Raw genomic sequence first — 24,575 nt, 5'->3', positions numbered from 1 at the left:
TATTGTTTTAGGTTAGTTTATTGATGGGCTGTTAAGCACACATCAACGATTTCACTCATGATTTTATTCAAATCAAAATCCTTGGGTGTATACACACGAGCCACACCCAATTTCAACAACTCTTTTTTGTCATCTTCCGGAATAATCCCGCCGGCCACCACCGGGATATCAGTGATTTTTTTTTCTTTCATCAGGCGCATCAGCTCCGGAATTAAAGCCAAGTGCGATCCCGATAAAATAGAAAGCCCAATCACATGCACGTCTTCCTGCAGGGCCGAGTCTACAATTTGCTGCGGGGTTAAGCGTATGCCTTGATACACCACTTCCATGCCCACATCACGCGCGCGCACGGCAATTTGTTCGGCACCGTTAGAATGGCCATCCAAACCGGGTTTGCCTACAATGATACGCAGCTTTTCTTTTGTTTTTGTTTCAAAGGCTTTTACTTTTTCGCGCACGCTTTCAATTTCGGCAGACCCTTGGCTCTTGCCTACACCACCCACGCCCGTAGGGGCGCGGTATTCACCAAAAATTTTGCGCAAAGTATCGGCCCATTCACCGGTGGTAACACCGGCTTTTGCGGCGGCGATGGAGGCGGGCATGATGTTGCCACCGCTTTTAGCAGTATCGCTTAAGTTTTGAATGGCGGCTTCTACGTCTTTGTTATTTCTTTTCGCTTTAAACGATTTGAGCGAGTCTAATTGATCACGCAGCGCGGATTCATCAATTTTTAAGATACCGCCATTATCTACTGTAAGAGGCGATTCGGCGGTTTCTTTATAGCAGTTAACACCCACCACTTTTGTCTCACCGTCTTCAATGGCACGGATGCGTTTGGCGTTAGAAGCGACGAGTGCGCTCTTCATATAATCAATCGCTTTTACGCTGCCACCTAATTCCAGAATTTTGGAGAGTTCTTTTTTGGCTTCGTCCATTAGCGCGTTGGTTTTGGCCTCAATCACATGCGAGCCTTCAAAGATATCTTCGTATTCCAAGAGATCAGTTTCCAAAGCTAAAATCTGTTGCATGCGGAGCGACCATTGCTGATCCCACGGGCGGGGCAGACCCAAGGCTTCGTTCCAGCAGGGCAGCTGGATAGCGCGGGCGCGGGCGTTTTTACTTAAAGTAATACCCAACATTTCTAAAATAATACGTTGAACGTTATTTTCGGGCTGTGGTTCGGTTAAACCCAGCGAGTTAACCTGCACGCCGTAACGGAAGATGCGGTATTTGGGATTTTTAACACCGTAACGATCACCCGTCAGTTCAAACCATAATTTATTGAAGGCGCGCATTTTACAGATTTCTTCAATAAAACGGATGGAAGCATCCATAAAAAACGAAATACGACCAACGGATTTTTCAAAATCTTCAGGAGACAAATTGCCGGATTTTTTTACATCATCTAAAAAGCAGATGGCATTGGCTAAGCCGTAGGCTAATTCTTGCACAGGTGTGGCACCGGCTTCCTGCAAGTGATAGGGGCATACGTTTACCGGGTTCCATTTGGGGATATTTTTTACCGTGTAGCTAATCACATCGGTTGTCATCTTAATAGCGGGTTCGGGAGGGAATACGTAGGTGCCGCGTGAGAGATATTCTTTTAAAACGTCGTTTTGTGTAGTGCCGGAAAGTTCGCTTTGGCTAGCACCCTGGCGTTCGGCTGTGGCGATATATAATGAAAGGAGCCAGGGGGCGGTGGCGTTAATGGTCATCGACGTGTTCATTTTGCCCAAAGGGATTTGGTCAAAAAGAGTTGTCATGTTATCGATGTGGCAAATAGGCACGCCTACTTTGCCCACTTCGGCCATAGCCACCGGGTGATCGGAATCGTAACCCGTTTGAGTGGGTAAATCGAACGCTACCGAAAGGCCGGTTTGGCCCTTAGCCAGGTTGGTGCGGTAAAGTTCGTTGGATTTTTTAGCGGTAGAGTGCCCCGAATAGGTGCGCATCAGCCACACATCATCTTTTTTGGATGCCATTTGTGTCATAGATGGGGATGCTTCTAATATAATTTTTACTTCCGGGTCAAATCATTTAACTCCTTGACACCGCATCATTTCCTGCTAAAAACCTAGCCCTCATGAACATCCACGAATATCAAGGTAAAGAAGTTTTCCGTAAGTATGGTGTCCCCGTTCCTCGGGGTATTAAAGCCACTAACCCCGAAGAAGTTTTTAAGGCGGCCAAAGAACTGGGAACCCCTGTTGTTGTTGTTAAATCCCAAATTCATGCCGGCGGGCGTGGTAAAGGTAAAGTTTATAAAAAAGGTACAAAAGAATTAGTGCTTGATGGTGGCGTGAAGGTTGTTAAAAGTGCCGAAGACGCTAAACTGGTTGCCGAGAAAATTTTAGGCAATATCCTTGTAACCCACCAAAGTGGTCCCGAAGGCAAAGAAGTAAAAACTTTGTATGTTGAAGAAGGTGTTAATATTGCCAAAGAATATTATTTGGGTCTTTTATTAGATAGAGCAACTTCGCGTGTTCTTATTATGGCAAGCAGTGAAGGCGGTATGGAAATTGAAAAAGTGGCCGCCGAAACTCCCGAAAAAATCCTCAAGGCTGTTGTTGATCCTGCCGTGGGTTTTCAGGCTTACCAGGGACGCGATTTGGCTTTTGGTTTGGGCTTAACCGGCGATTTGGTGGGCAAGTTTACCAAGTTTTGTAGCGCGTTATATCGGGCTTATGTAGAAGGTGATTGTGCCATTGTAGAAATTAATCCTTTGGTGGTTACTAAAGAAGGCGATTTACTTGCTGCTGATGCCAAAATTAATTTTGAAGACAATGCGCTCTTCCGTCACAAAGATTACGAAGGTCTGCGCGATTTATCCGAAGAAAATGCCAACGAAATTGAAGCGAAGAAATACGATTTAGCTTACATCAGTTTGGAAGGCAATATTGGCTGTATGGTGAATGGTGCAGGTCTCGCCATGGGAACCATGGATATTATTAAACTTGCCGGTGGTGCTCCTGCTAACTTTTTAGATGTAGGTGGCGGGGCAACAACCGAAAAAGTAACCGCTGCTTTCAAAATTATTTTATCCGACTCCAACGTAAAAGCCATTTTGGTAAACATCTTTGGTGGCATCATGAAATGCGATGTGATTGCTACTGGTATTGTGGCTGCAGCTAAAGAAGTGTCGCTTAAAGTGCCGCTTGTTGTTCGCTTACTCGGTACCAATATGGAGCAAGGCCGTAAAATTTTGGCCGACTCGGGTTTACCTATTATTTCTGCCGAAACCATGGATGAAGCTGCTAAAAAAGTAGTGGCTACATTAAAGTAATATGTCAGTACTCGTTAATAAAAATACAAAAGTTATTACTCAAGGCATTACCGGTTCTACCGGTCAATTTCATACCAAGGGTTGTAAAGAATACGGCACCCAAATGGTGGCTGGTGTTACTCCCGGTAAAGGTGGACAAAATTTTGAAGGCATTCCTATTTTTGATACGGTAAAAGATGCCGTGCATAAAACGGGAGCAACCGTTTCGGTTATTTATGTGCCGCCTCCATTTGCTGGCGATGCTATTTTAGAAGCTGTAGATGCCGAACTCGATCTTGTAGTTTGTATCACCGAAGGTATCCCTGTGATGGACATGGTAAAAGTAAAACGAGCCATGCAGGGCAAAAAAACGCGTCTTATTGGCCCCAACTGTCCCGGTATTATTACTCCCGGTGAATGTAAAATTGGTATTATGCCTGGCTCTATCCATAAAAAAGGAAAAGTGGGCATTGTATCGCGCAGCGGAACACTCACATACGAAGCTGTGTATCAAACTAGCCAATTGGGCTTGGGTCAATCTACCTGTATTGGTATTGGTGGCGATCCTGTGAATGGCACCAACTTTATTGACTGCTTGGATTTATTTAATCGCGATCCCGAAACCGAAGCTATTGTCATGATCGGTGAAATTGGTGGTACCGCCGAAGAAGAAGCGGCTGCTTTTATTAAGGCCAATGTTAAAAAGCCCGTGGCCGGTTTTATTGCCGGTATTTCTGCTCCAGCCGGAAAACGCATGGGGCATGCCGGAGCTATTATTTCGGGTGGTAAAGGTACGGCCGATAGCAAAATTGCAGCATTAGAAGATGCCGGTGTAAAAGTATCGCGTTCACCCGCAGACATTGGCAAGACACTGGCTTCACTTATTAAATAATTTTTAAACAATAATATTCATCTACGAAGGAGATTTTATGGCAATTGAAACAACTTTAGGCATTGTAAAACCAGATGGTGTAGCTAAAAACGTTATTGGTCAAATTTTGGCTCGTGTTGAAAAAGCAGGTTTAACCATTGTGGCGGGTCGTATGCTTCAATTAGATGCTAAAAAGGCCGAAGGTTTTTATGCCGTTCATAAAGAACGTCCTTTCTTTGGCTCTTTAGTAAGCTACATGACCAGCGGTCCTGTATTTGTTTTTGCCATGAAGGGTGAGGGAGCTATTGCCAAGTGGCGTGAATTGATGGGCGCTACTAACCCAGCTAATGCAGCCGAAGGTACCATCCGTAAGGACTTTGCCGAGAATATTGAAAAAAATACTGTGCATGGTTCGGATGCAGCAGAAACTGCCAAGGTAGAAGTGGCTTATTTCTTTGATAAATCAGATGTTTGCAAGTAGTTTTGTAGCTAAGTTCGACGTTTAATTTTAATTGTTTTTTTGAACTTTCTAAGATTAATCCTTGACGCTTTGATGCTTTTTATCCATAATGAGGCATTCGTTTGACAATTTATATCAATTAATCTTTCCTTCATAACTTAATAACTAATCATTGCCGACAACGTGCACTTCAATCAAATTAAACAATCAAGAGAAGCTTTCACCTGTCGCGTGACTATCATGGAGCAACAATCCATAACAATATGAGTGAACCCACCAATCCTACCCGTCGTGTAAGAGAATACGAACCCCCTAAAAGAAGATCCTCCGGAGGAGGCCCCCGCCGAAGCGGTGGAGGTGGACGTTCATCCAACAACGAGTTCCAACAACGAAATAACGATTTCTCTCGTGCTGGTGGCGGTGGTGATGATGATAATGGTGGATACCGCAGTAATAATTACCGTAACGACGATAGAGGCCCTCGCGGTAATGGTGGCGATATGCCTCCTTACCGTCAGCATCAGGACGATCAACCCCGTTACCCAAAACCTTCCGAGTTGCCTCAAGATGATGAGTCTGGAGATGAAGATTTAGCGGCAAAGCCTGCTGTACCTACCGATGGTCGCCATCCTGTTCTTGATAGCTTTATCAAGGGCGGCATTATGTATCTTAAAGATTTAAAAGAAGTGAATATTACCGAGCTCATCTCGCTTGCTAAAGAGCTTAATATTGAAGGCGCTGCCGGTATGAAGCGTCAGGAGCTGATCTTCTCGCTTCTTAAAGCTCAGACCGATCAAAAAGGTGCTATTTACGGTGATGGTGTTTTAGAAATTTTGCCTGATGGTTTTGGTTTTTTACGTTCGGGCGATTTTAACTATTTGCCGGGTCCGGATGATATTTACGTGTCACCCTCGCAAATCCGCAAATTTAACCTGCGTACCGGTGATAACGTATCGGGCCAAATTCGCCCACCCAAAGATTCCGAACGTTACTTTGCTCTCTTAAAAGTTGAAGAAGTAAACTTTGAAGAATCGGAAAAAGCGCGCGATAAAATTTTATTCGATAACTTAACGCCACTGTATCCCGATGAAAAATTTAACCTCGAATTCAATAAAGATAATTACACCACCCGTATTATCGATTTACTGGCTCCTATTGGTAAAGGTCAGCGCAGTCTTATTGTTGCGCCTCCGCGTACCGGCAAAACCGTGATGATGCAGAATATTGCGAACGCCATTTCTACCAATCATCCCGAAGCTTTCCTGATTGTTCTCTTAATTGACGAACGTCCTGAAGAAGTGACCGACATGCAACGTTCGGTAAAGGGTGAAGTCATCAGCTCTACTTTCGACGAGCCTGCTACCCGTCACGTGCAGGTTGCCGAGATGGTGATTGAAAAAGCAAAACGTTTAGTTGAACATAAAAAAGATGTGGTGATTTTGCTCGATTCCATCACTCGTTTAGCCCGTGCTTATAACACGGTGGTTCCTCCTTCTGGAAAAATTCTTTCCGGTGGTGTGGATTCCAATGCCCTTCATAAACCCAAACGTTTCTTTGGTGCGGCTCGTAATATTGAAGAAGGTGGCTCACTTACCATTGTAGCTACAGCCCTTATCGATACCGGTTCGCGCATGGATGAAGTGATCTTTGAAGAATTTAAAGGAACGGGTAATTCCGAAATTCATCTCGATCGCAAACTGATGGAAAAACGTATTTTCCCTTGTATGGATGTAAACAAATCGGGCACGCGTAAAGAAGAACTTCTCATGCCCGAAGATACCTTAAGCCGTATCTGGATACTCCGCAAATTGCTTCATCCTCTTTCTGTGCTGGATACCATGGAATTCTTGCACGATAAAATGCATGGCACCGAAGATAATGCGGATTTCTTGGTGTCGATGAATAAGTAGTTTAGCGGTTAAAAACGCCCAAGCCCGACGGCAACTCCACATAGCTGGGTAAGCTCAGTTCAAAATTTCCTATTTTGGCATAAATTTGCGTGGATGAACCGCCGTCTAAATTGAGTGCATCAACCAAGCCTAATCCACCCTTTTCTTCAGGTTGCGATAATAAATCGGCCAATTTGTTGATAGACACAAACGATTGCGACACAACTATAACCACCTGATGATCGTGCGTTAAGCCAATAGCTGTTTTGGGGCTAGTTTCTTCTTTTATTTTTGGCGTAATACCATTTACAACCAAACGAGGGCCTGCTTGTAAGGCGCTTATCACTTTGGCGCTATCGGCAAATTCACTGGTATGGATGATACGGATGCGACTTTTTTCAAAGCTCATCACGCCCCACCACGATACTTTCTTTAGCGCATTTAACACCTGGCCGTCTTTTTTTATAAGACCCAGGGGCTTTCCTTGCTCATCAAAAAAATTGGCGTTAATGACCAAAAGGGCGGCATTTTTATCGGCCATGGTTTTAACGGAATTTATTTGTCCCGGTAGTGCCATGACGGGCTTAATGGTGTATTGATTGGGATCAATTTTAAAGGCATGTAATACTGTGCCGCCAGTTTCAATTTTTTGATAGTTAAGACCCAAGGCCAAATTTTGCCAAGTGCCCGCCCAAACCTGGGGAGTCCATAAAAACAAAATAAAAATGGTACGCCACAAAAAGCCCATAGCTTTAAAAAGATAACCTTACACCGGGATTTTCTCAATAGCTTTTACACGCTCTAAAGTGGTGGGGTGGGAGTAGTGGTAAAAGCTGTACCAGGGGTGAGGAGTGAGGTTAGAGAGGTTTTCCTTAGACAGTTTTACCAGCGAAGAAATCATAGACTGCTTATCGTGCGTGGTTTCAACCGAAAAAGCGTCTGCTTCGTACTCGTGTTTGCGAGAAAGTCCTGTTAAGAGAGGGGTGATCATAAATGTAAAGGCTCCCGAAAAAAGACCAAAGAGTGTTAACGCCATGTGGGTAGAGGGTGTGGTAATAGCAAAGGCTTCGTAAAAGGGCGGATAGGTATAAAGGAGCGATAAAACATAAAATGAAATAAAAGTGGAGATGAAAGAAAGAATTAAATTTTTTTGCACATGTTTTTTAATATTGTGTCCCATCTCGTGGGCCAGCACCGCAATAATTTCATCCTGCGTCATCTGCTTTTCTAAAGTATCAAAAAGAACGATGCGCCTTAAGCGCCCCATGCCGGCAAAGTAGGCGTTGGAATGGCTGGAGCGCTTGGATCCGTCGATAGTAAAAATACCCGACATGTTAAAATTAATTTTACGAGCCAGGTTGTAGATGGCGTCTTTTAGTGCTCCATCCGGAAGTGGTGTAAATTTATTAAAGAGCGGAGCTAATACGGTTGGAAAAATAGCAGCTAGGAGCATTTGAAAAGCAAAAAGTGATAAAAAGGCATAAGCCCACCACGCGGAGCCGGCTTTATCCCATAAATAAAATAACAATAACAGGATTGGGCCTCCTAAAATTAAGCTAAGAGCCAGCGCTTTAATTTTATCTAATACAAATGTGGCAAGTGTCATTTTGTTAAAGCCAAATCTCTTTTCGATAACAAAATGATGATAGAGAGAAAAAGGAAAGCCTAAAATAGATGACAAAAACCCCAAAGTAAAAATAAAGCAAACAGAATGAAAGAGTGGGGAGAGTTCATAATTTCTTAAAAAATAGTCAACCTCGTTTAAACCATTAGCTAGCAAAAAGCACCAAAGGGCTGCGCTATCGACAAGGGTAGTGATAATTTCAAAACGGGATTTGGTAAGCGTGTAATCGATGCTTTTTTGATAAGTGGGTTGGTCTATTTTATCTTGAAAATAAGCAGGAATCTCATGCCGGTGTTGTTTGATATGCTGCATGTTAAGATAAGTTAGCAGAAGTTCCCAACCTGCATGTACGGTGTAAAAGAAAAGGAAGAGATAAAAAAGAGTGGTGCTAGTCATAGCGGATAATCTCCTGTAACTTTTGTTCGGCAGCTATTACGGCTTTTTTAATATTGCGTTTTTGGGCGTAAAAACCGGCTATTAAACTGGCTAAGGCACAACCTGTACCACGTGTTTTTTTATCAACACGTTTATGGCGAAATTCTATGATCTCTTTTCCATCGTAATACAAATCAATAATCTTGCTCTTCAAATGCCCGCCTTTTAACAGAAGCGGCACGTGATAGGTGTTGTACAATTCAAAAAGAGCGGCATACATATGCTCCGATGACGTGACGGGTCTTTTTAAAATAAGCGAAGCCTCGTGTAAATTAGGAGTCCAAATATGGCACAGAGGTAAAAGTTTTTTGAGAAAAATAGAGATGCCTTTGGGTGTAAGAAGAGTGCCTCCCGAGCTCGATTTAAAAACGGGATCGGCTACAAGAAACGGGTATTTGTTTTTTTTGAGTGTTTTAGCAAGTGTTGTTACTATTTTTTCATTGCCTAACATGCCCAGTTTAATGGCTTTGTATTGAGAAAATGGGAGCGTAGCCCGTAATTGGTTTTTAAGTTGTGTAGAGTTTGCTGGCTGTGCTTTATAAAATTTTGTTTTGGTTTGAGAGGTGAGAGCTGTAACAATAGCTGCAGATTGAAAACCAAGATGATGAATCATGGATGTATCGCGAAGAAGGCCGGAATAACCTAGGGGGTCTAGTCCTGCGATGACGAGAACTTTATTCATGCTTACTTGCCCTCAAAGCTAATTCGCGGGTCTACAAACATATACAGAATATCCGATAACAAAAGGCTTAAGAGCGTTAAAAAAGCCGAGATGGTGGTGATGCCCATAATCACATTGTAGTCGCGCCCAAGCACGGCTTCAAATGAGAGCATGCCCATGCCCGGGATTGAAAAAATTTCTTCAATAATTACCGAGCCGCCTAAGAGGGCAGGCAACAAAGAGCCCATCAAGGTTACAAGTGGGATGAGTGAATTACGAAAAATATGTTTCCAAATGACCTGTGTTTCCGATAGCCCCTTGGCACGGGCGGTACGGATATAATCTTGCTTCATCACTTCTAAAAAATTGGCACGTTCAAAGCGTGATAAAAAGGCAAAGCCTTCGTAGGTGGAGGCAATGATAGGCAGTACCAAGTGCCAGGCTACATTGATGATCCAGGCGCCAAAACCCAATTCGCTAATGCTAGCCGATTCGTAACCCATCATGGGGAATAAATTGAGATATTCACCACCGGCCAAATACACCAGTAACAGAGTAGCCACCCAAAACGATGGAAGAGAATAGAGGATAAACAGTTTGATCATCACCAGTTTATCCATAGTAGTATCGCGGTGTAGCGCCGACCAAACGCCCAAGGGAATGGAAATAAAATAAACAATACAAATGGAAATGATATTAATAGCCAGTGTAATAGGAATGGCTTCTAAAATGCGTGATAACACCGGCCTCTTATCTTTGGCAGAGTAGCCAAAATCAAGTTTCACAATATTTTTTAGCCATTTGCCATACAAAATAGTATTTTTACCTGTCCATGTAATAGCTTTTTCGGTTTTACTTCCTTTGCGTTCTCCGTTTTGACCTTCGGCAAGCCTAACAAGCCAGGCGGGTAAAGGAATGGGGTCTTCTTTTTTTGCTAATTCTTTTGCTAATCCTTCGGGCGATAAGCCTTGGCCGGCAAACATGAGCTTGAGTGATACCGGATCGCCAGGGGCAAGTTTCATAATTAAAAAAGTAATAAGCGTTATTCCCACCAGTGTAGGAATCATAAGAAGTAATCGTTTGATAATATACTGAATCATTATTGACTTTGTGTTGCTGTTGCCGGAATCCAATCAAGTGGGTCCAGACCGGCTTTATGTACCTTTACATTGGTAAAGCGTTTCGATACCACGACCAACGAGTAATTGTTAAATAAAAACGTATAAGGTTGTTCGTTGTAAATAATTTCCTGAAAGCGATAATACAGTGCGTTTCGTTTTTGTTTATCAAACTCAACACGTGCTTTTTCTATAAGTCTGTCGGCTTCTTCATTTTCAAACGACACGAAATTGGAACCACGATCCATTTTGGCCTGTGATGAGTGCCATAATTGATAAGGATCGCTTTCAAAACTGGACGACCATCCCAGTGACGTGGCCTCAAAATCTTTTGATTCAATTTTATTGATAAAAGCGGCCCATTCCATTTTTACAATTTTCATATTAATGCCCAGTTGAGACAAATCTTCTTTTAAAATAGAGGCTAATCGTTCGGTAAAAGTGGCCGACGAAGGATAGAGAAAGGTAAATTCAAACTTTTGTCCGTCTTTATCTAAAATGCCATCCCCATCATGATCGGCCCAGCCGGCTTCTGTTAACAATTGTTTGGCTTTGGCGGGATCATAGGGATGAAGTGTTAGTTTTTTATTGTACTGGTCCGAATCGGGGAAAAATGGACTTTCGATGATAATACCCAAATCATAATTTATTTTTTCCAACAGTTTGGGCCTATTGATGAGCGATGTCATGGCCAGACGTACGCGCGCATCCTTAAAAAAGGGTTTTTGCATGTTGTAGCCAATATAATTATAGGACGGGAGCAAATAGGTGTATTTGTTAAACAGGGCATTAAATTTTTCATCACCTGTTTGTTTTACCCACTGGATGGGGCGTAAGCTAAAAAAATCGAGATCTCCCTTTTTTAAAACCTGAAAGGCAATTTTTTCATCCGAAATAATAATGTTGTCTATTTCCCGAATGGCCGGTTTTGGTCCCCAATAATCTTCGTTGCGGATGAGTGTGATTTTTTTATTAGTATCCCATACTCCAAATTTATAAGGGCCAGTTCCAATAGGCTGGCGACGGGCCGGATGGCGATTAAAATCAGTGCCATCGTCAAAAACATGTTTGGGCACAAGAGGCATGCCTCCACACATAGACAGGGCCAAAAAGTAGGGTTTGGCGTAGGTAAACTTAACGGTATAGTCGTCTTGCTTTTCTACGTTTTTAATATCTTCATAATAAACGCGTAAAAACGGCGCTTCGGTAGTGGGGTCTTTTATTTTATTAAAAGAATAAATAACATCATCGGCAGTAAACGGTTGGCCATCGTGCCATTTAACGTTTTTACGCAGGTGAAAAGTATATTCTAAACCGTCTTTGCTAATTTCCCAGCGTTCGGCAAGCTTTGGTTCAAAGTCGAGTGTATCCTTATTACGATCAATGAGCGAATCGTTTACGTAACCTAAAATGCGTTCGGCATAGGCATCGCTGGCTAAAATGGGATTTAAGGTATCGGGTTCGGCTGTTAGCCCAATTCGCAAGGTTGCAGGATCAAGTTTAACTTGGGGATCGCAAGCTAATAAAAAAGACAGAAAAAAAATAATTATGAGAGCTCGATGTTTTTCCATTGGATGGTGAGTGATCCCTTCTTAGTTTTAAACACCATTTGTAACGGATAGTTTATCTTTTTAAAAGTCTTAAAATGGTCGGCTTCAATGGTTATTTTTGCATTTTGATACTGTGAGGGGCAAGTTTCCATCAGTAAAATGGCAGAAAAATCGTCAAAGTTCATGGGTAAACGAGTTACTTTTTTAAAATTCTTTTTGTTGAGTGAGGCAGCAAAAGGTGTGTTGCCAAAATCATCTACGGCTTCAAAAATAACTTCATTTTTAGTAATAATAATTGCCGATAAAGTTTTAATTGTTCTTTTTTTATAAGTAAGAGTTACATCCGCCAGTCCTTTGGCTTGTTTAAAGGCGGGTAGCTCCTGGGCAAATGTAGATAAAGAAAAGAGAAGTAAAAAAATAAAGAAAAAATATCTCACAGTTCCCCTAATTTCTTTTTTATCCGTTCTATTTGCTCCTGTGTCCGTAAATCTAACTTTTTAGAGTTACTGTCTTTTTGCAGTAAAAAAAGCGACTGCTCCAAATAAGTACGGGCTTTCTTTTTATCGGCCTGTTCTAAGGCCAGCATCCCCAAATGTTCCAAAATAGTAGGTTCTTTGGGTGAATAGCGTAGTGCCTTGTTAATCCATTCGTTTGCTTTAAGGCTGTCCCCTTGTTTAAAATAAACCCAACCTAAACTATCCATAATAAAACCATCGTCTGGTTTAATGGTGAGCGCTTTTAAAATAAGTTCTTTGGCTTGCTCCAGGTTAATGCCTTTTTCGGCGTACGAATAACCCACAAAGTTAAGGGCTAATGCGTTTTGGGGGTTTATAGCTATAACCTGTTGCATGCTAGAAAGGCTTTTATCGTAGGCTCCCATTTTATCGTACAAAACGCCTAGCGAAAAATAGAGGTGCTCGTTATTGGGGTTTTTCTTGAGAGCACTTTCTAGTACTTTGGAGGCTTCATCAAACTTCTGATCGGTAGCATAAACGGATGCTAATAAATCGTATAAGGTAATTTCTTTGGGTTTATCGTGAATAGCTTTGTTTAAAAGAGTAAAAACGGCTTCGGGTTTATTTTGTTCTTTTAGGATAATCACGCGACGCGTGAGAGCTTCAATATATAAATCGGAATCGGAAGGAATATTGGCAAAATAATCTAGGGCTTTATCCTTGTTTCCCTTTTCCTGATTCATGAGACCCAGATAAAAAGCCACCTTATAGGCCTCGGGCTGCTTTTGAAGTAATTCTTCAAAGGTGGCCATGGCTTTATCAAGATCTTTTAATTCGTAATAGATAAGCCCAATTTTTACATCAAGTGTAAGGTCGTGAGGCAAGATCTCTTTTAATTCAAGCAATGTTTCGAGTGCTTTCTTGTAATTTTTTTGTGCCAAATAGGCTTCGTTAACCAGTGTTAAAATTTTAGGATCGTCCGGAATGGCATCCTTCATCTTTTCGTAAACGCCAATAGCTTTGGCCGGATCTTTTTTATAGGTGGTATAAATATTGGCCAGGTAAAAAGGCGCTGCAATGGCTTCGGGATTAGCGTCTATGAAACGGTTTAAAACACGGATGGCCTCATCCGTGTTTTTTTGTTCCAAAAAACTGCGGGCCAAAAGTGAGGCGGCTTCTTCGTTTGCAGAATCTTTTACCAAAACTTCCTCAAAATATTTTTGGGCCTCGGCAGGATTTGCTTTTGAGGTATACAGTTTTCCCAACAGCAATGCCAGTTCGGTATTGGCAGGGTCTTTTAAACGGGCCTTTTGGGCAAGTGAGAACGATTCTTCAATTTTTCCAATGCGAGCATATTTATAGGCTTGTTGAATAAGTAAATAAGCCGAATTTGGATCTTTAGCGATAGATTTGTTTAAATACAAATCGGCACTAGTGTCTTCACCTTTTAGGGTTTCAATTTCGGATACCAAATAATAGTAAAGACTGTTTTGCCCTTCTTTGGGTGATACGCTTTTTGCTGTTTTTGGTTTTGCATTATGAGAGCAGGCAGAAAAAAGCAGGACAAAAATAAAAAGAGGGAGAAATGATTTGTTATGAATGCTCATCAATTTTTTGGAATGCCTAACACATCTCTCATGTCGTACAATCCACTTTGCTTGGAAGAAAGCCAGGCGGCAGCACGCAGGGCCCCATCGGCAAAAGTAGAGCGACTTGTGGCAATATGCTTTAGTTCTAAACGCTCACCCATGCCGCAAAACATCACGGTATGTTCGCCCACAATATCGCCTCCGCGGATCACTTGCATACCAATTTCACTTTGTTTACGCTCGCCAATCATGCCTTCGCGGTGAAAATTAAAATTATCGGGATAAATTCTTTTGGTAGCTTCTGCCAATACTTCGGCTAGACTCACAGCTGTGCCAGATGGAGCATCTTTTTTAAGTTTATGGTGTGCCTCAATAACTTCAATATCGTACCCCTGGTTTAAAATTTTAGCCGCCATTGACACCAAGCTAAAAAGGGTATTAACGCCAACACTCATGTTAGAGGCCATAACAATGGCCGTCTTTTTTGAAGCATCAATAATTTTCTTTTTTTCAGCCGGTTCAAAGCCGGTTGTTCCAATAACAATTTTAGCCCCATGTTTTTGAATTTGTTCCAAATGAGCCAGTGTTGCTTTGGGAGATGTAAAATCAATGACAACGGCATTTTTTGTTTTGCTTAAAACCAATTCAAGAGAGTTTTCAATAGTGACACCTTTTAGAGCTTCGCCAATTTGTGGATGATTGGTGTATTCGGTAGCACCCACAAGGGTATAAAACTGAGATTGCTCAGTGGCTCGTGTAACTAAGGTTTGGCCCATACGCCCCAAGGCGCCTGTGATGATGACATTTGTGGTCATATAATTTTATTGGCTTTTAATACTTCAATTAATTTATTTCTATTGGCTTCCCCCATTTTTACCATGGGCAAACGGTATTCTTCTTGAATAAGCCCCAATAAGCTTAAAGTAGCTTTTACCGGAATAGGATTTGTTTCAAAAAACATGGCGTCATGAATGGGTAAAAGCTGAGCATGAATTTTTTCGGCTTCGGCTATATTTCCGCTTTCAAACGCTTTCCACTCGGCGGCACATTCTTTAGGGCAAACATTGGCCGTTACCGAAATAGCGCCGCGTCCTCCCATTTTATAAATATCCAGACTTTGCGAATCTTCTCCCGAAAGAGTGATAAATTCTTTAGGACAAAGACTGATCAGTTTTTTTATTTGCTCCAAATTGCCACAGGCTTCTTTAATGCCCACAATATTTTTAATGCTGGCTAAACGGGCCACTGTTTCGGGAAGCATGTTCACACCAGTACGGCCGGGCACATTGTATAAAATGATGGGTTTGGTAGCTATTTCAGCAATGGCTTTAAAATGCTGATAGAGGCCTTCTTGCGTGGGTTTGTTGTAATAGGGCGTAATGTGCAAGGTGCCATCCACACCGGCTTCTTCGGCTGCTTTTTGCAAACGAATAGCTTCGTGTGTGGCGTTAGAGCCTGCTCCAGCTAATACTTTGGCGCGTCCAGCTACTGTTTTAACGGTAAAGGCAATAACGGCATCATGTTCTTCGTGTGTGAGCGTGGCCGATTCGCCCGTGGTGCCGCAGGGAACAATCACACTGGTACCGTTTTCAATTTGACGGTTGATGAGTTTTTGAAAACTATCAAAATCAACTTTGCCGTTTTTAAAAGGGGTGGTGATGGCCACCATGGATCCTGTAAATGTCATAAAGTCTTTCTAGAAAGTATATATACCGTCAAATACGGTGGTTGCGGGCCCTGTTTTGTACACGTGATCATCATTCGGGTCCCAAAAAATTTCCAAATCACCGCCGCGCAGATGAATGGTTACATGCCGGTCGGTTTTGTTGTTAAGTATCGAGGCTACTGCTGCGGCACAAGCGCCTGTTCCGCAAGCCAAAGTTTCACCGCTGCCACGTTCCCACACACGCATGTTAAGCGTTTTTTTATCCACCACTTCAATAAACTCGGTATTAATCCGGTTAGGGAAGTGTGGGTCGTTTTCAAAGTACGGGCCAATTGTTTCTACAGGGTAATCTTGTACCTTATCCACAAAAACAATGCAATGCGGGTTACCCATGGATACACAGGTAATTTTATAATCGTTTTGAAGCGAGCTTCCTTTTGGAAAGTCTTTCAGTTTAAAAGGTTTGTCGATAATAAGGCCGTTTTGATTCACCGGGATATCTTCGCCATCTAAAATAGGTTCGCCCATATCCACTTTTACCCAGGCGGTTTTGGCCGTGGTTTTAGGATGCCCAGCAATAATTTCGGGTTTAATAATGCCAGCCAAGGTTTCAACCGTGAGGGCTGTTTTTGTTGTGAGTTTGTGATCCAATACATATTTGGCAAAACAGCGTATGCCATTGCCACACATTTCCACCGTGCCGCCATCGGCGTTGATGATGTCCATGCGAAAATCAGCGATCTCCGATTTTTTAACAATGAGAATTTGATCGGCACCAATGCCAAAACGGCGGTCGCACATTGTAACGGCCAGCTCGGGTGTGATAGTGGGGGCATCGGATGCTAACGCATTGATGAAGATGAAATCGTTTCCGGCACCTTCCATTTTTGTAAAATATAAACGTGGCATAATTTTATTTTAAAAAGCTTGGGATTTTTTCACCCTTTACTAAATCCTCCAAAGTTTCACGTTCGCGAACAATTTCGTAATCTTTTCCATTCACCATCACTTCTACCGCACGAGGGCGCGAGTTATAGGTAGACGACATCGAAAAACCATAAGCTCCAGCACTCATGATGGCTGCGTATTCGCCGTTACTCAGAGCGGGGAGGGCACGGTCGTGGGCAAAAAAGTCACCTGTTTCGCAGATGGGCCCCACAACATCCACCACTTGGGTTTCCCCTGTTTTTTGAGAGAGGGGTTTAATATCGTGATACGCATCATACATGGCCGGGCGCATGAGGTCGTTAGAGGCGGCATCAACAATTACAAACTTTTTGTTATCGCGGCCTTTGTTGTAGAGAACTTTGGTGAGTAAAACTCCCGTATTGCCCACCAAAAAACGACCAGGTTCAAAAATTAATTTGAGGCCTAGCTCCGTCATAATCCCTTTTAAGGCAGCGGCATAATCAGCCGGCGAGGGTGGGGTTTCGTTATTGTAGGTAATGCCTAAGCCACCGCCAAAATCCAAATGACGTACGGTGATGCCTTCGGCTTTTAGCGCGTTGATTAAATTCTTTACTTTACCAAGCGCTTCCACAAAAGGAGCGGTGGTGGTTAATTGCGAGCCAATATGGCAATCGATGCCCACAATTTCGATATTAGCCATGTCGCGCGCTTTTTTATAGGTATCCACGGTCTTTTCGTGGCTGATGCCAAACTTGCTCTTTTTTAAACCGGTGGAAATATACGCGTGGGTTTTAGGGTCTACGTCGGGATTAACCCGCAAAGCAATGGGAGCCTTTTTATTTAAACGAGCCGCAACATTTTGAATGGCAGAGAGTTCATCAATCGATTCCACATTAAATTGTAAAATGCCGGCATTTAAAGCCATTTCAATTTCGCTATCCGATTTTCCCACGCCTGAGAAAACAATTTTGTTTGCCGGGCATCCGGCTTTTAACGCACGATACAGTTCGCCGCCGGTCACCACATCAATGCCGCTACCCAGGTTGATAAAGGTTTTAAGAATAGCCGCATTGGAATTGGCTTTCATCGAAAAACAAATCAAATGATCGATGCCGCTAAAGGCTTGAGTGAAACTTGTGAATTGATGTTTTAACGCCGCATAGCTGTACACGTAGGCGGGCGTTCCCAATTTTTGGGCAATTTCTTTTAACGGAACTTGTTCGCAAGAGAGTTCCTGATTTTGGTAAGTGAAATATTGCATAGCACATGGCCTCTACCCTCCCTGACCCTCCCTTACAAAGGGAGAGAACTTTCTTTGTCCCCCTTTGTAAGGGGGACGACAGGGGGTAGAGATTTTATCTTAATTCTTTCTTCAGTCTTTTAATTTGAGCCTGAACCTGATTTTTGGCGGGTCCACCGGTTACATTGCGGCGGTCGATAGACTTCTCAATATCTAAGAAATCACCGATATCATTGCCAAAAAGCTTTGAGAACTTCTTTAGTTCAGAAAGGGGTAATTTTTCAAGGGTTGTTTTGGCGGCAATACAATGCTGAACAAGCTTTCCCGATACCTCATGGGCCTCTCTAAAAGGCAGACCTTTTGCCGCCAAATAGTCGGCTACATCGGTGGCCAGTAAGAAGCCTTCCTCGGTGGCTTTTTTCATGGTCTCTTTATTAGCTTTAATGCCCGGAACCATGGCGGTGAGTACATCCAGCACCATATGGATAGTATCCAGCGAATCGAAGAGGGGTTCTTTGTCTTCCTGCATGTCTTTGTTGTAAGCCAAAGGGAGGCCTTTCAAAGTGGTGAGCAGGCTAATCAAATTGCCATAGGCTCTGCCGGTTTTGCCCCTTATCAGTTCGGCGGCATCCGGGTTTACTTTTTGAGGCATCATGGAGGATCCGGTGCAGAATTCCTGGGGTAATTTCACAAACGAAAACTCTTGCGAGCACCATAAAATAAGCTCTTCAGCAAAACGTGAAAGATGCGTCATTAAGAGTGCAATATTAAATAGGATTTCGCATGCAAAATCCCTATCGGAAACGCCGTCTAAACTGTTTTGAGTGACACCGTTTAAGCCTAATTCACGGGCGACAAATTCCCGGTCTAATTTAAAGGGGCTTCCAGCTAAAGCTCCCGAGCCCAAGGGGCTAACGATGCGCTTTAAGGTGTCGGTCACCCGGCTTTTATCCCGAGCCAGCATCTCCACATAGGCTAGTAAGTGATGAGCAAAATAGATGGGTTGAGCCCGTTGCAAATGGGTATAGCCGGGCATGGGGCAAAAGCCTTCTTTTTCGGCCAGGGCTACTAGCGCCTTTTGAAGGGCGGTGAGTTTGGTGGAAATCCCTTTTAAATTTTTGATGGAGTAGAGCCTGATATCGAGCGCTACTTGGTCGTTTCGGCTGCGGGCAGTGTGCAACTTTTTACCCGTATCACCAATAATTTGGGTTAGCCGAGTCTCAATAGCCATGTGGATGTCTTCGAGCTTGATAGAAAATTCAAACTTACCCGCTTCAATTTCCTTTTTAACCTGAGCAAGTCCTTGTTGAATGGATTTAGCCTCGGCTGCTGTCAGTAAACCAATCTTGGCCAGCATCTTTGAATGAGCAATCGAGCCTTCGATATCTTCGGCATACAGGCGTTTATCAAACGAGAGTGATTCGTTAAATTTTTCGAGCAACGGATTGGATTCTTTGGAAAAAACTCCACTCCACATTTTTTTTGTTTTGTTCGCTTTTGGAGGCATATCCCTGTGTAGCAGGGGAGTGGGGTTTTGTCAAAAACTGGATAGGACATAGTGATAGATCAGAGCTAATTCTAAGAGGCTCATATCAGGCAGCACCCATGGCGATTTGCACACTAAATTGCGACAAGCCTTGGCGGTTTAAGCTATCTTGTAGAGATAAACGGACGAATTGTTTGGGAGAATACCCTAATTTAGCAGCATATTTTGCGGCCAAGTCGGCGCTTACGAGTTTGCGTCCTTTTTCAATGTCTAACAGATGTGATTTGGAAATTCCCAAAATTTCTCCAAATTCATCCAATGTCATTTCTTCGCCTTTACGAATAGACTCCAAGGTACGTCCCAAAGTTAAAGGTCCACTGGTATGTTTTGAGAGAGTTTTTCTGGCTCTGCTTTTTCTTTTAATAGTCATGTTTGTTTACCTCCACTACATAAACATAAGCCATGGTTTGGGCCTCGTTTATTTCATAAATGGCCCGGTAAGAACGCGGCTTAAACGAATAGAACGCTGACCTTTTCTTTCTCCCTTAAGTGGTTCATCGTGGTAGCCTGGTATTTTTCTTACCTCTTCCAGGCCATCACATTCTACTTCTTCAACCCAAGCGTCCAGCTTATCGGCTATATAACTTGGCAATTTGGCCAAAGCTTTATCAACAGCGCGCGATAGTTTTACTTTTTTAATCATATAAAATGTACACTAAGTTGGTGAACTTTTCAAGGTTATTTTTTAAGAAAATTTGGCTTAAAAGCCTGTCTTGTAAATCAATTACGCTCTTTGTTTTCCCTTAAAAAATAATTTATCTACTGTTCACAATGCAACAAAAAATAAAGGTAAGAAATGAATTGTGGACACCTCTAAAGACTATGGTTTTGTCCTATTGTCATCCTGAACGTACACCATAAGGGTGCCACTTCGAGGGTGAAGGATCTCGAGTGATTTCAACAGGATTCTTCGCTTCGCTCAGAATGAGAACCTCTAGAAAATGAGTTTTTAGAGGTGTCCTTGTACTGATTCAGGAGGGGTTTTATTTAGCAAATTTTTTGTAAAACACGCCAAAGCGCAAGCCTCGGTCGGAAATGAGGCAGGAGTCTTTTTTAAAGTACGAGAGAATTTCGTAGAGAAGAACGGCGCCGGCTAAAATCACGTCGGCTCTAAGTGGTTCTATGCCGGTTAGTTTTTGGCGTTGGGATATTGTCATTTTGAGCATCTCGTTAATGAGGCTCTCCAGCTTTTCTTTTTTAAGCGTGCTGCCATGCACTTTTTCGGAGTCGTATTTTTTTAACTTTTGCGTAACAGACGCCAGTGTGGTTGCGGTTCCGGCGGTAGCCACCAGGGTGTATTCGGTAGAATCAAAATCCACGCTAAATAAATCTTCCAGTTCGTCTTTTAAATTGTGGCGAATACCCGTCACCAAATTTTTAAATTCGTCCACTTCAACCGGATCGGAATGAATGTATTGCTCGGTTAATTTAACCGAGCCAAAGGGGATGCTGATAATAGCTTCTGGCTTGGCTTTGGTTTTGCCGGGGCCAGTGATAATTTCGGTGGAGCCACCGCCAATATCCACCACAATGATTTTTTTTAATTTTTTACCAAAGTCGGCATAAGCCGAGTTAAACACATAGTCGGCCTCATCATTGCCGCTAATCACTTCTAATTTAAGTCCGCATTCTTTTTTAAGCCTATCAATAAAAACATCGGCATTGGCGGCATTGCGGCAAGCGGCGGTACCTACGGCAACTATTTTTTTAACTTTTAATTTTTTGCAGGTGGCAGCGTAATTTTTGAGTACATCCAGCGTGCGCTTAATGGCTTGGGCGTTAAAACAGTGCGTCTCGCTAATACCCTGACCCAAGCGGGTGATGTGGGCTTCGTCGTGGATGATACTTAGCCCAGATTTTTTTTGCTCGGCAACAAGTAAAATAACCGTATTGGTGCCAATATCGATGACGGCTTGTGCCATATTATTCTACGCGTGGGCCCCAATCGGGATTGATGCAGCCCTGGCTTTCGGGAATAAGTGTTTGGCCATTCCCGTCGTCTAGCATGACATATAAACCCGAACCTCCACTGCGTCCGGATGAAAAACCAATGTAGCGGCTATCGGGTGCCCAAGTAGGCGATTCGTTATTCCCTTCATCACGCGTTAAACGCTGGATGAGGGAACCATCAGAATTCATCATAAATAAATCAAAAGCGCCTCGATCACGCGCGGTAAACACAATACGTTTGCCATCCGGAGACCAGTCGGGTTGATCGTTTTGATAACCGGTATAGGTAAGGCGCGTAGAGCTGCCGCCACCGGAAGGCATGGTAAAAAGATGCAAATTACCGGCACGTTCGGAAGCAAATACAATCTGGCCGCCATCGGGCGACCATGCTGGCGATACATCAATATTTAATACATTGGTAATGGCATGTCCCTCGCGGCCCGAATGACTCATGCTATATAGTTCGGTATCACCGGTTCTGGAGCTGGCATAAACAATAGTGCTACCATCGGGTGAAAAAGACGGGGTAAGGTTTGTTGATTTATTATTGGTGAGCTGTTTTAAACCGCTACCAGAAGCATTAATAGAGTAAATTTCGGGATAGTATTTCATGAACGAAGTAAACACGATGGTGCTGCCATCGGGTGACCAGTTGGGTGAAATGTTGTTAGACTTGAGTTTTCCTACCGTGTAGTGAACAACACCATCCATTGAAAATACATGAATTTGACGCGCACCCGTTTTGCCACAGGCCGCTGCAATGCGGCTGGTAAAAGGGCCTTTAATACCCGTTAAGGTAAGAAGTAATTCATCCATAAAACGGTGTGCAGCTTCGGGATAATCGTTTTTAGACACCGTATATTCTTTGCCTATCAGCATTTCTTGCGAGCTGGTATCGTACAAGCGCAATTCGGCTACTACCTTGCCACCTTTTTCATCAATTACACCTTTAACCAAGGCATGCGCACCAATAGAAGACCATTGATTAAAATTGATAGCATCGCCTTCATCAGCTGAAATAAAAGAGCGCTCATCCATTACTTTAAAATAGCCAGCTACATCTAAATCAAGCCGGATAAGATCGGTCATTTTTTTGGCCATGCCCGATTTAGACCCCTTAGAATTTACAAATTCTGGAACAGCTATTGGGAATTTTTTAGTGGAGGCATCGTTAACCGATATAAGAATGGTGGCGTGTGACAAGTAAGGAACCAAGAGAAAAGCGAGCAATAATATTTTTTTCATGTCCCGTTTCCTACTACAGAACTGGGATTGAATTCAATCAAAAATCCTTCGGTTAAGACTTCGTTTTTAATCTCTTCGGGAGGAATAGGAAAGGGGGCCGAGCGTTCAATGGCGCGCATGGCGCCCATGTCAAAAGAGGCATCGCTCGATTTGGTGTCGTAACTGGTACTTAAAATATTTCCCTGAGAGTCGATGGTGACATTAATTTTAGTAAGAAGAGAGGTTCCCTCGGCCACCGCTTTGGGTGTTGTAATCCATTCTTGTTGGATTTTTTTAAGAATTTCTTCCACATATTTGGCCAAAATGGCGTTTACCTCGCTATTTTGAGCATCAAGAGACCCCACAGGTGATTGTCCACCTCCATCGTCTTTTACTTGGGCTGCTTCAAGCTCTATTTGCCTTTGTTTCATCATTTCTTCGTTGCGAGCCAGAGCGTCCTCAATAGTGCGATCGGTTTCTGTTTTTTGCTTTTGATCCAAATTAATGCCAGCATCTTTAGCGGTTTTCTTTTGATCTTGAGGAGGAGGGGTTTTGGGTTTTTTAGTGGCTGTTGTGGTTTTTTTATCTTTGCCTGGTTTTTCCTTGGTTTTTTCTGTGAGCGCTTCTTTTTGCTCGCGCTTCGTATTGTACGGCATGTCTTTTACTTTTTTATAGGGTTGGGTGCTTGTGGTGTCGCCTGTACCTTTGGTGAGCTTTACCCAGGTAATTTTGGTTTCTTTTTTAGGGAGTAAACGAAAAAGCTGGGCAGAAAAAAGAAGAAAGATAAAAACGGCTACATGCAGTCCTACCGATGCATAAAGGTATTTTTTTAAATCGGTCGACATGAGTTTAAGGTGTCAAAAGTGATTATACTATCGCACAGTTTGCCAGAGCCCATTGAGGGCTCTGTTTACCTGTTTGATGGCTTCTCCTCATTGGGTGTGGTAATCATGCCTACACGTTCAACGCCTGCGCTTTGGCAAATCCCCATCACTTCCATCACAAAACCGTATTCAATATTTTTGTCGGCTCTTAAATAAAGTTCCTTTTTTTCCTTGGTTTCAAAAATGGCCTTAATTTTATCGCCTACTGTATCAATGGTGTAAGCGTCTTTTTTATTATCACCCAAATAAATTTTGCGATCGCCGCTAATGGATACTACAAAATCTTCGTTGGTAGCTTTTACGGCTTGGGCCGATACTTCGGGCAAGTCAATATCTATCCCTTGTTGTAGCATGGGGGCTGCCACCATAAAGATGATGAGCAACACCAACATAATATCTACCAGAGGAATAATGTTGATTTCGGCTAGCTCCGTTTTGCCCTGTTCGTGGTGCTTTACCTTCATGGATTTTCCTCCTCAATTTTAAGCACCAAGTCGTCTACAAAAAGGTCCATCATCTTGTTGATAATACGGATTTTGTTTACAAAAAAGTTGTAAGCAACAACGGCCGGAATAGCGGCGGCTAAACCAATAGCGGTAGCAATGAGTGCTTCCGAAATATAGGGTCCAACTGTAGCTAAAGAGGAAGAGCCGGCCTTGCCAATGTTATAAAATGCCGAAAGAATACCCCATACGGTGCCAAACAAACCCACAAAGGGGGCTGTAGAGGCGGTGGTGGCCAAAAAAGGAATATGTTGTTCTAATTTGTATACTTCTTCTTCCCGGGCTTGAGCTAGCTTCTGACCAATGGCATCTTTCATAGAGGCGTTAGAGCGAGCTGTTTTTTTAATGCGGGGTAAAAAGAGAATGGCGCTGTTGTAAATTTCAAAGAGAGGTCCATCTTTTACATTAGAGGCTCGTGCTACATCCTGAAAGCTATCGGCTTTGGCAAAGGTACCCCAAAAATCTTGTGAGAGATTTTGGGCGCTTTTAATTTGGCGATACTTAAAAAAGATGATGGCCCACGATATGACCGATGCGGCTAAAAGAAGGATGAGGGTTAATTTAACCACAGGATCAGCTTCTAAAATGAGGTCGAGTTGCGATTTATTGGCAATGGTTTTTTCGGCTTGAACTTGCGCCAAAAGAGGCAAGAAATACATGATGGCTCCTTTTAGTCTCTTACAAAAAATATTTTGTGCATAATGCACAGGATATTTTTAGACAAGAGGCTTATCCCGTT

At 42.8% G+C, this 24,575-nt stretch carries 23 protein-coding genes and 1 pseudogene; 4 read left to right on the top strand and 20 right to left on the bottom strand.

What is annotated here, in order from left to right; genetic code table 11:
- Positions 1 to 17: 17 nt before the first annotated feature.
- Positions 18 to 1,991, bottom strand: a complete 1,974-nt coding sequence (locus K1X76_01730) for a protein meaA (protein MBX7147779.1) — start codon at positions 1,989 to 1,991, stop codon at positions 18 to 20.
- A gap of 92 nt (positions 1,992 to 2,083) precedes the next feature.
- On the opposite strand from K1X76_01730, the gene sucC reads away from it, so the two are divergent.
- From sucC to rho, 4 genes are all read left to right on the top strand, one after another.
- Positions 2,084 to 3,283 (top strand): ADP-forming succinate--CoA ligase subunit beta, encoded by a 1,200-nt coding sequence (sucC, locus tag K1X76_01725; protein ID MBX7147778.1) that lies wholly within the window; start codon positions 2,084 to 2,086, stop codon positions 3,281 to 3,283.
- Between the two features lies 1 nt (position 3,284).
- Positions 3,285 to 4,154, top strand: a complete 870-nt coding sequence (gene sucD / locus K1X76_01720) for a succinate--CoA ligase subunit alpha (protein MBX7147777.1) — start codon at positions 3,285 to 3,287, stop codon at positions 4,152 to 4,154.
- Positions 4,155 to 4,191: 37 nt separating this feature from the next.
- The gene (gene ndk, locus K1X76_01715; GenBank protein ID MBX7147776.1) at positions 4,192 to 4,614 is read left to right on the top strand and encodes a nucleoside-diphosphate kinase; all 423 of its coding nucleotides are present in this window, start codon (positions 4,192 to 4,194) and stop codon (positions 4,612 to 4,614) included.
- Positions 4,615 to 5,255: 641 nt separating this feature from the next.
- Positions 5,256 to 6,503, top strand: coding sequence for a transcription termination factor Rho (gene rho, locus K1X76_01710; protein MBX7147775.1), 1,248 nt, complete (start codon positions 5,256 to 5,258; stop codon positions 6,501 to 6,503).
- 1 nt (position 6,504) lies between these two features.
- Here rho and K1X76_01705 read toward each other — a convergent pair whose 3' ends face one another.
- The 19 genes and pseudogenes from K1X76_01705 to K1X76_01615 all read right to left on the bottom strand — a co-directional run bounded on the left by K1X76_01705 (position 6,505) and on the right by K1X76_01615 (position 24,495).
- Positions 6,505 to 7,230 (bottom strand): phosphodiester glycosidase family protein, encoded by a 726-nt coding sequence (locus K1X76_01705; protein MBX7147774.1) that lies wholly within the window; start codon positions 7,228 to 7,230, stop codon positions 6,505 to 6,507.
- A gap of 18 nt (positions 7,231 to 7,248) precedes the next feature.
- The gene (locus K1X76_01700) at positions 7,249 to 8,502 is read right to left on the bottom strand and encodes a M48 family metallopeptidase (GenBank protein ID MBX7147773.1); all 1,254 of its coding nucleotides are present in this window, start codon (positions 8,500 to 8,502) and stop codon (positions 7,249 to 7,251) included.
- A complete protein-coding gene (locus tag K1X76_01695; protein MBX7147772.1) occupies positions 8,495 to 9,223 on the bottom strand; it encodes a hydroxymethylpyrimidine/phosphomethylpyrimidine kinase in 729 nt (242 codons plus the stop codon). Before K1X76_01695 ends, K1X76_01700 begins: the two co-directional genes overlap by 8 nt.
- Before the next feature lie 2 nt (positions 9,224 to 9,225).
- Complete coding sequence (locus tag K1X76_01690; protein MBX7147771.1) at positions 9,226 to 10,302, bottom strand: ABC transporter permease; 1,077 nt, start codon at positions 10,300 to 10,302, stop codon at positions 9,226 to 9,228.
- Positions 10,302 to 11,891 carry a peptide-binding protein gene (locus K1X76_01685; protein MBX7147770.1) on the bottom strand — a complete coding sequence of 530 codons (1,590 nt, stop codon included), beginning with the start codon at positions 11,889 to 11,891 and terminating at the stop codon, positions 10,302 to 10,304. Before K1X76_01685 ends, K1X76_01690 begins: the two co-directional genes overlap by 1 nt.
- Positions 11,867 to 12,307, bottom strand: coding sequence for a hypothetical protein (locus K1X76_01680; protein MBX7147769.1), 441 nt, complete (start codon positions 12,305 to 12,307; stop codon positions 11,867 to 11,869). The genes K1X76_01685 and K1X76_01680 overlap by 25 nt, the downstream gene beginning before the upstream one ends.
- A complete protein-coding gene (locus K1X76_01675) occupies positions 12,304 to 13,932 on the bottom strand; it encodes a tetratricopeptide repeat protein (GenBank protein ID MBX7147768.1) in 1,629 nt (542 codons plus the stop codon). The genes K1X76_01680 and K1X76_01675 overlap by 4 nt, the downstream gene beginning before the upstream one ends.
- Positions 13,932 to 14,729 carry a 4-hydroxy-tetrahydrodipicolinate reductase gene (gene dapB / locus K1X76_01670; GenBank protein MBX7147767.1) on the bottom strand — a complete coding sequence of 266 codons (798 nt, stop codon included), beginning with the start codon at positions 14,727 to 14,729 and terminating at the stop codon, positions 13,932 to 13,934. Before dapB ends, K1X76_01675 begins: the two co-directional genes overlap by 1 nt.
- Positions 14,726 to 15,601, bottom strand: a complete 876-nt coding sequence (gene dapA, locus K1X76_01665) for a 4-hydroxy-tetrahydrodipicolinate synthase (GenBank protein MBX7147766.1) — start codon at positions 15,599 to 15,601, stop codon at positions 14,726 to 14,728. The genes dapB and dapA overlap by 4 nt, the downstream gene beginning before the upstream one ends.
- Positions 15,602 to 15,610: 9 nt before the next feature.
- Positions 15,611 to 16,489: a diaminopimelate epimerase gene (gene dapF, locus K1X76_01660; GenBank protein MBX7147765.1), complete on the bottom strand. Its 879-nt coding sequence runs from the start codon at positions 16,487 to 16,489 to the stop codon at positions 15,611 to 15,613.
- A 4-nt stretch (positions 16,490 to 16,493) separates the two neighbouring features.
- The gene (gene lysA, locus K1X76_01655; GenBank protein MBX7147764.1) at positions 16,494 to 17,750 is read right to left on the bottom strand and encodes a diaminopimelate decarboxylase; all 1,257 of its coding nucleotides are present in this window, start codon (positions 17,748 to 17,750) and stop codon (positions 16,494 to 16,496) included.
- Positions 17,751 to 17,844: 94 nt separating this feature from the next.
- Positions 17,845 to 19,236 (bottom strand): argininosuccinate lyase, encoded by a 1,392-nt coding sequence (argH, locus tag K1X76_01650; GenBank protein ID MBX7147763.1) that lies wholly within the window; start codon positions 19,234 to 19,236, stop codon positions 17,845 to 17,847.
- 85 nt (positions 19,237 to 19,321) lie between these two features.
- Complete coding sequence (locus tag K1X76_01645; GenBank protein ID MBX7147762.1) at positions 19,322 to 19,645, bottom strand: helix-turn-helix domain-containing protein; 324 nt, start codon at positions 19,643 to 19,645, stop codon at positions 19,322 to 19,324.
- A pseudogene (locus K1X76_01640) lies at positions 19,635 to 19,918 on the bottom strand (type II toxin-antitoxin system mRNA interferase toxin, RelE/StbE family). Before K1X76_01640 ends, K1X76_01645 begins: the two are co-directional and overlap by 11 nt.
- 340 nt (positions 19,919 to 20,258) lie before the next feature.
- Positions 20,259 to 21,197 (bottom strand): Ppx/GppA family phosphatase, encoded by a 939-nt coding sequence (locus K1X76_01635; GenBank protein MBX7147761.1) that lies wholly within the window; start codon positions 21,195 to 21,197, stop codon positions 20,259 to 20,261.
- A 1-nt stretch (position 21,198) separates the two neighbouring features.
- On the bottom strand, positions 21,199 to 22,470 hold the full coding sequence (gene tolB / locus K1X76_01630; protein ID MBX7147760.1) for a Tol-Pal system beta propeller repeat protein TolB: 1,272 nt from the start codon (positions 22,468 to 22,470) through the stop codon (positions 21,199 to 21,201).
- Complete coding sequence (locus tag K1X76_01625) at positions 22,467 to 23,294, bottom strand: TonB C-terminal domain-containing protein (protein ID MBX7147759.1); 828 nt, start codon at positions 23,292 to 23,294, stop codon at positions 22,467 to 22,469. Before K1X76_01625 ends, tolB begins: the two co-directional genes overlap by 4 nt.
- Positions 23,295 to 23,359: 65 nt before the next feature.
- Positions 23,360 to 23,797: a protein TolR gene (gene tolR / locus K1X76_01620; GenBank protein ID MBX7147758.1), complete on the bottom strand. Its 438-nt coding sequence runs from the start codon at positions 23,795 to 23,797 to the stop codon at positions 23,360 to 23,362.
- Entirely contained in the window at positions 23,794 to 24,495 is a 702-nt protein-coding gene (locus K1X76_01615) for a MotA/TolQ/ExbB proton channel family protein (protein MBX7147757.1), read from the bottom strand. The genes tolR and K1X76_01615 overlap by 4 nt, the downstream gene beginning before the upstream one ends.
- Between the last annotated feature and the right edge of the window lie 80 nt (positions 24,496 to 24,575).

It is taken from the genome of bacterium, assembly GCA_019695305.1.
In the GTDB taxonomy this organism is placed as follows: domain Bacteria; phylum UBA10199; class UBA10199; order UBA10199; family JAIBAG01; genus JAIBAG01.
Note: the sequence above shows the minus strand (reverse complement) of the source record. Positions and strands in the feature narration are given on the sequence as shown.

Bases quoted from the DNA above. Each gene is read 5' to 3' on its own strand.
- dapA (MBX7147766.1), bottom strand. From the start codon at position 15,601: ATGACATTTACAGGATCCATGGTGGCCATCACCACCCCTTTTAAAAAC.
- tolB (MBX7147760.1), bottom strand. From the start codon at position 22,470: ATGAAAAAAATATTATTGCTCGCTTTTCTCTTGGTTCCTTACTTGTCA.
- argH (MBX7147763.1), bottom strand. From the start codon at position 19,236: ATGCCTCCAAAAGCGAACAAAACAAAAAAAATGTGGAGTGGAGTTTTT.
- K1X76_01695 (MBX7147772.1), bottom strand. From the start codon at position 9,223: ATGAATAAAGTTCTCGTCATCGCAGGACTAGACCCCCTAGGTTATTCC.
- K1X76_01700 (MBX7147773.1), bottom strand. From the start codon at position 8,502: ATGACTAGCACCACTCTTTTTTATCTCTTCCTTTTCTTTTACACCGTA.
- K1X76_01635 (MBX7147761.1), bottom strand. From the start codon at position 21,197: ATGGCACAAGCCGTCATCGATATTGGCACCAATACGGTTATTTTACTT.
- K1X76_01690 (MBX7147771.1), bottom strand. From the start codon at position 10,302: ATGATTCAGTATATTATCAAACGATTACTTCTTATGATTCCTACACTG.
- lysA (MBX7147764.1), bottom strand. From the start codon at position 17,750: ATGCAATATTTCACTTACCAAAATCAGGAACTCTCTTGCGAACAAGTT.
- rho (MBX7147775.1), top strand. From the start codon at position 5,256: ATGTATCTTAAAGATTTAAAAGAAGTGAATATTACCGAGCTCATCTCG.
- K1X76_01615 (MBX7147757.1), bottom strand. From the start codon at position 24,495: ATGTATTTCTTGCCTCTTTTGGCGCAAGTTCAAGCCGAAAAAACCATT.
- K1X76_01645 (MBX7147762.1), bottom strand. From the start codon at position 19,645: ATGACTATTAAAAGAAAAAGCAGAGCCAGAAAAACTCTCTCAAAACAT.
- dapB (MBX7147767.1), bottom strand. From the start codon at position 14,729: ATGACCACAAATGTCATCATCACAGGCGCCTTGGGGCGTATGGGCCAA.
- sucC (MBX7147778.1), top strand. From the start codon at position 2,084: ATGAACATCCACGAATATCAAGGTAAAGAAGTTTTCCGTAAGTATGGT.
- K1X76_01625 (MBX7147759.1), bottom strand. From the start codon at position 23,294: ATGTCGACCGATTTAAAAAAATACCTTTATGCATCGGTAGGACTGCAT.
- K1X76_01730 (MBX7147779.1), bottom strand. From the start codon at position 1,991: ATGACACAAATGGCATCCAAAAAAGATGATGTGTGGCTGATGCGCACC.
- sucD (MBX7147777.1), top strand. From the start codon at position 3,285: ATGTCAGTACTCGTTAATAAAAATACAAAAGTTATTACTCAAGGCATT.
- tolR (MBX7147758.1), bottom strand. From the start codon at position 23,797: ATGAAGGTAAAGCACCACGAACAGGGCAAAACGGAGCTAGCCGAAATC.
- dapF (MBX7147765.1), bottom strand. From the start codon at position 16,489: ATGCCACGTTTATATTTTACAAAAATGGAAGGTGCCGGAAACGATTTC.
- K1X76_01675 (MBX7147768.1), bottom strand. From the start codon at position 13,932: ATGAGCATTCATAACAAATCATTTCTCCCTCTTTTTATTTTTGTCCTG.
- ndk (MBX7147776.1), top strand. From the start codon at position 4,192: ATGGCAATTGAAACAACTTTAGGCATTGTAAAACCAGATGGTGTAGCT.
- K1X76_01685 (MBX7147770.1), bottom strand. From the start codon at position 11,891: ATGGAAAAACATCGAGCTCTCATAATTATTTTTTTTCTGTCTTTTTTA.
- K1X76_01705 (MBX7147774.1), bottom strand. From the start codon at position 7,230: ATGGGCTTTTTGTGGCGTACCATTTTTATTTTGTTTTTATGGACTCCC.